This window comes from Pedobacter sp. HMWF019 (assembly GCF_003061025.1).
Lineage (GTDB): Bacteria > Bacteroidota > Bacteroidia > Sphingobacteriales > Sphingobacteriaceae > Pedobacter.
This window is the reverse complement of record NZ_QAIL01000021.1, coordinates 1-4,006: the sequence shown is the minus strand read 5'-3', so window position 1 is coordinate 4,006 and position 4,006 is coordinate 1. Positions and strand designations below refer to the sequence as shown.

Sequence of the window (4,006 nt, the reverse complement as noted above, 5' to 3'; positions counted from 1 at the left end):
AAATAGAATTGTTCACATTGGTATTCAATGGATAATTCACCAGCTTTGGATCATTATCACCTGCATTTTCTCCTATCACATCGTTAGTGCCTGCAATAATATCACTGCTAGGTTGAAACTGGTTTACTGTAGTTTGATCATATCCGTAGTAATAATTATTACTAAATAAAGACTTTTTGTCTTCAGGACCTTTAGTATCCCTTTTAATTCCAAAGCGAGTGTTCACAAACATCGTATTGTATATATCTACATGGACGGAAGTTTCCAGCCAAATTGAGCCACCTTTAGCTGTAGGTCTTCTCCATCCTGTATTTACAAAAGTATTGTTGTAAGCAACAATATAGGCCTGGGGATTACGATCTCCCGCATTGGACAATTTAAGCGCATTTGTATTGGTACTGTAAACCAGATTGTAGGCTACATCGGCCAGACATCCTGATTTAATGTTAATACCTTCTCCACCTACTAAACCTGTAGTATAAAAAGTATTATAGGCAAAAATGATCTTCCCTCCCTCAATGTAGGTACAGTCGTCTTGAAAAAACCTAAAGGTACTGTTCTGAACAATCAGTTTTCCATTTACGTTTGAAAACCAAAGAGCAGGTGTATTCTCTCCTGCTTTGGCTTTATACAAACCCTGTTTTACCGACGTCGAAGCATCAGATGTTGTTGCTCCGCCATATTCTATAATGGTATGGTCAAGTACCAGTTCTGCGCAAGATGGAGCAGCTAAAATACCGCCCCATAATTTACCGAATTTCCTGGCATCTGTTCTTAAAGCCTCCGGGATGGTAAATCTCACCGGATTTTCGGCTGTTCCCAATGCATAAAGATTACCTTTTATAATGATCTCTGGTTTAGCCAGAGTATCCATTACTACAGTTACCCCCTCTTCAATGGTCAAGGTTTTACCTGCCGGAACAATGATGTCTCCTTTGATAATTTGTGTACTCCCTTTAGCCCATACACCAGACACTTCTCCAATCGCAGATCCATTTCCAGTATCAGGATCAACATCACTATTGGCTTTTTTACAACTTCCGAAAAACACAACAAAGAGTGCTATACAACTTAAGAAAGTTCTTAGTTTCATTTTATAATTATTATTTAAATACATAGGTCTTGGATTAGAATTTATAACGTGCGCCAATCAGGTAGCTCTGTCCGTACTTGTCCTTACGGATCAGTGTTTTTCCATCGGTTTCTACCGCAAAATTCTGATTGGCCGGATTGGTTCCTTTAATAAACAACTCTGTTGGGGTATTCAGCAAATTACCTGCTTTAACAAATAAACTGACATTACTTTTAAACTTTTTCTCTACAGAAGCATCCATCTGAATAAATGCCTTCTGCCATAAATCATTATCTACAAACTGAGAAACTGTATTGATCCGCTCTCCGGTGTACGACCCAGACAATTGACCATCCCATCCATGTTTTGTGTCCTTGTAGATCAGTGAAAGGTTGGCAATGTGGGCAGATTGTCCATATAATGGCCTGGTTTGTTTTACATTCATAGGCAATAACTGGTCGGTAACCGGATCTCTAAATCTCGAAAATTTGTCTGTCGTGATTCTGGAATGGGTATACGTATAGTTTGCTTTTACACCGAACTTCTTGATGAATTTAATATAATCCACCTCCAATCCGTAATTACGGGCTGTACCGAAATTATCCGGCATATAGAACACATCCTGGCCTCTGATTGCATCCGCCTGAAAAGTATATTCAATTGGATCCTGTATCTTTTTATAGAAAGCGCCAACCAATAATTGATCAGATTGGTTCGGGAACCATTCATACCTCAGATCATAGTTGTCTGCTATAGCTCTTTTCAGATCTGGATTTCCTCGTTCCAGGTACTCTTCGTTTATTACCTTACTTGGAATCAATTCGTAAAAACCAGGTCTGTTTACCGAACGGAAATAAGATGCTCTTAGCTGTTGTCTCTTGGTGAGCAGATATTTTAAATTTAAACTTGGTAGATAATCTGAATAGATCTGACTTCCTGCTGGCCTTAATTCCGCAGCAGGAAACAATAAATTATATCCTTGATCAGTATGCTCCATCCGCACACCTCCAACTACATATAGATCTTCGAGATTAAACTTAAACATACCATAAACAGCAGCTGTTTTTTCTGAAGCGTCGTAGGTTAAAGGGTTATTAACTGCTCCTCCAGGATTTTGAATAGAGAAACGAACATCTGCATAGTTTGCTGGCAAGTAACCATACAAAGCATTCACATCAACCGGTAAAAAATTGTAATTATTGAAAAAACCACTTCTTTGTTTGTCCCGATACAAACCACCTGCAATAAAATCAATTTTAAAATCTGCCAATTCAGCTTTATAAGTTAAGTCCAGATATCCTGCTTTATCTTCATCTGTATTTCTATCCCACCGACGTGTGCTATTGTTGATCACGGTCTTATTATCCATAAAATTCACACGTGCCCCGCTGAAACTAATTGTTGTATTGTCTGGCACTTCATTTTTGGCAGCAGAGTACACTGCAGACCACTGAATGTTAAACTTGCCATCAAAAAGTGTATGATCACCATGTAAAGTACTGTTGTAAATCTGCTGTTCAGTAAAACGGGTCCGGGTAGAATAGCTCAACTGCGCATTTCCTTTAATTGGATCATAGTCACTGGAAAATGACACAGATTTAGCATCACGCGTTTGATAATTACTTAAATCTACATAAGCGTTGTACCAGCTCAGCTTGTTATTTACACCAAAAACATAATCCACTTTAGCATGTAAACCATATCTTTTTTGCTGTTCGGAATATTGTCTATCACTAACACTATTTACTGTAGCAAACTTATCTGTCCCCACTAAGGCCGAACTATAAAAAGTACTGTTACTGCCCCGGTAAGTATTCTGATAACTTCCGGCAACAATTACCCCCAATTTATTATCTAAAAACCGTTGTCCAATAGACAAACCTCCTACAAGATTAGGTGCTGGGCTTTTCGATTTGTAATCAAGAGTTCCTTTCGCAAAATCATTTTGTGTAGCCTGATAAGCTTTTCCATTCCGTTCATAAGGAGATTTATGCTGAATATCTGATGCATTGAAACTCATAAATTTTCTGTCCATGAACAACTGGCTATACCCAGTAGCCAGGTTCGCATTAACCTGTAATTTAGCTGGCGCATCTTTCATGACCATATTCACTACACCTCCAATCGCATCACCTTCCATATTAGGTGTCAAAGTTTTATAAACCTCTAAGCGCTCCAGAAGTTCAGATGGAAAAATATCCAGTGGTACATAACGATATTTGTTATCCGGACTTGGAATTTTAACACCATTAACTAAGGTATAGTTATATCGTTTATCCATCCCTCTCAAAATAGCATACTGACCGTCTCCGTTACTGTTTCGCTCAATAGAAACACCAGAAACCCGCTGAATCACATTCGCCACAGTCAAATCCGGAGACACTTCCATTGCCCGTCCTGAAACCATATTGACCAGGGGTACCGATTGCTGTTCTAACCTACGTGCTGTTTTTTCGGCAGAGCCGTCATGTCTGGCCTGGATAACCACCTCACTCAGATCTTTTCCATTCTGCTCTTCCAGGTAGATTTTAAGCTTGTCGTTGTCTTCCTTTTGAATCTCAAGCTGCATCAATACAGTTTTGTACCTTAGATAAGATACCCTTAAGACAAAATTTCCTGTTGGCGCATGCTTTAGCTCAAAAGAACCGTCCAGACCAGTAGAAGTGACCAAGCCTGTTTTTTCCAGCTGTATTGTTGCTCCAATCAGGGTTTCTCCCGTTTTTGAATCGTATACCCGCCCTTTAATGGTTGTTGCGTGGGCTGCGGTGATACCTAATAATAAAAAAAATAGTGTTCGTAAAAATCGCTTCATTTTTTAATTAATTGACTGCCGTTTATTTTTGACAGGACAAATTTGGGAACTCAGGACCGGGCTTTGTAAAAAGCACCGTATACAAAAAAGATACATGCAAAAACTGACGTATACATCAAAGC

General features: G+C 39.0%; 2 protein-coding genes. Both read right to left on the bottom strand.

What is annotated here, in order from left to right:
- Positions 1-1,093, bottom strand: a 1,093-nt coding sequence (locus tag DBR11_RS01125) for a hypothetical protein (RefSeq protein ID WP_108549768.1), incomplete at its 3' end; no start/stop codon positions are given.
- Positions 1,094-1,127: 34 nt separating this feature from the next.
- On the bottom strand, positions 1,128-3,884 hold the full coding sequence (locus tag DBR11_RS01120) for a TonB-dependent receptor (protein WP_108549767.1): 2,757 nt from the start codon (positions 3,882-3,884) through the stop codon (positions 1,128-1,130).
- Positions 3,885-4,006 lie beyond the last annotated feature (122 nt).

Excerpts from the sequence above, each read along its gene's own strand:
- DBR11_RS01120 (WP_108549767.1), bottom strand. The coding sequence starts at position 3,884 with ATGAAGCGATTTTTACGAACACTATTTTTTTTATTATTAGGTATCACC.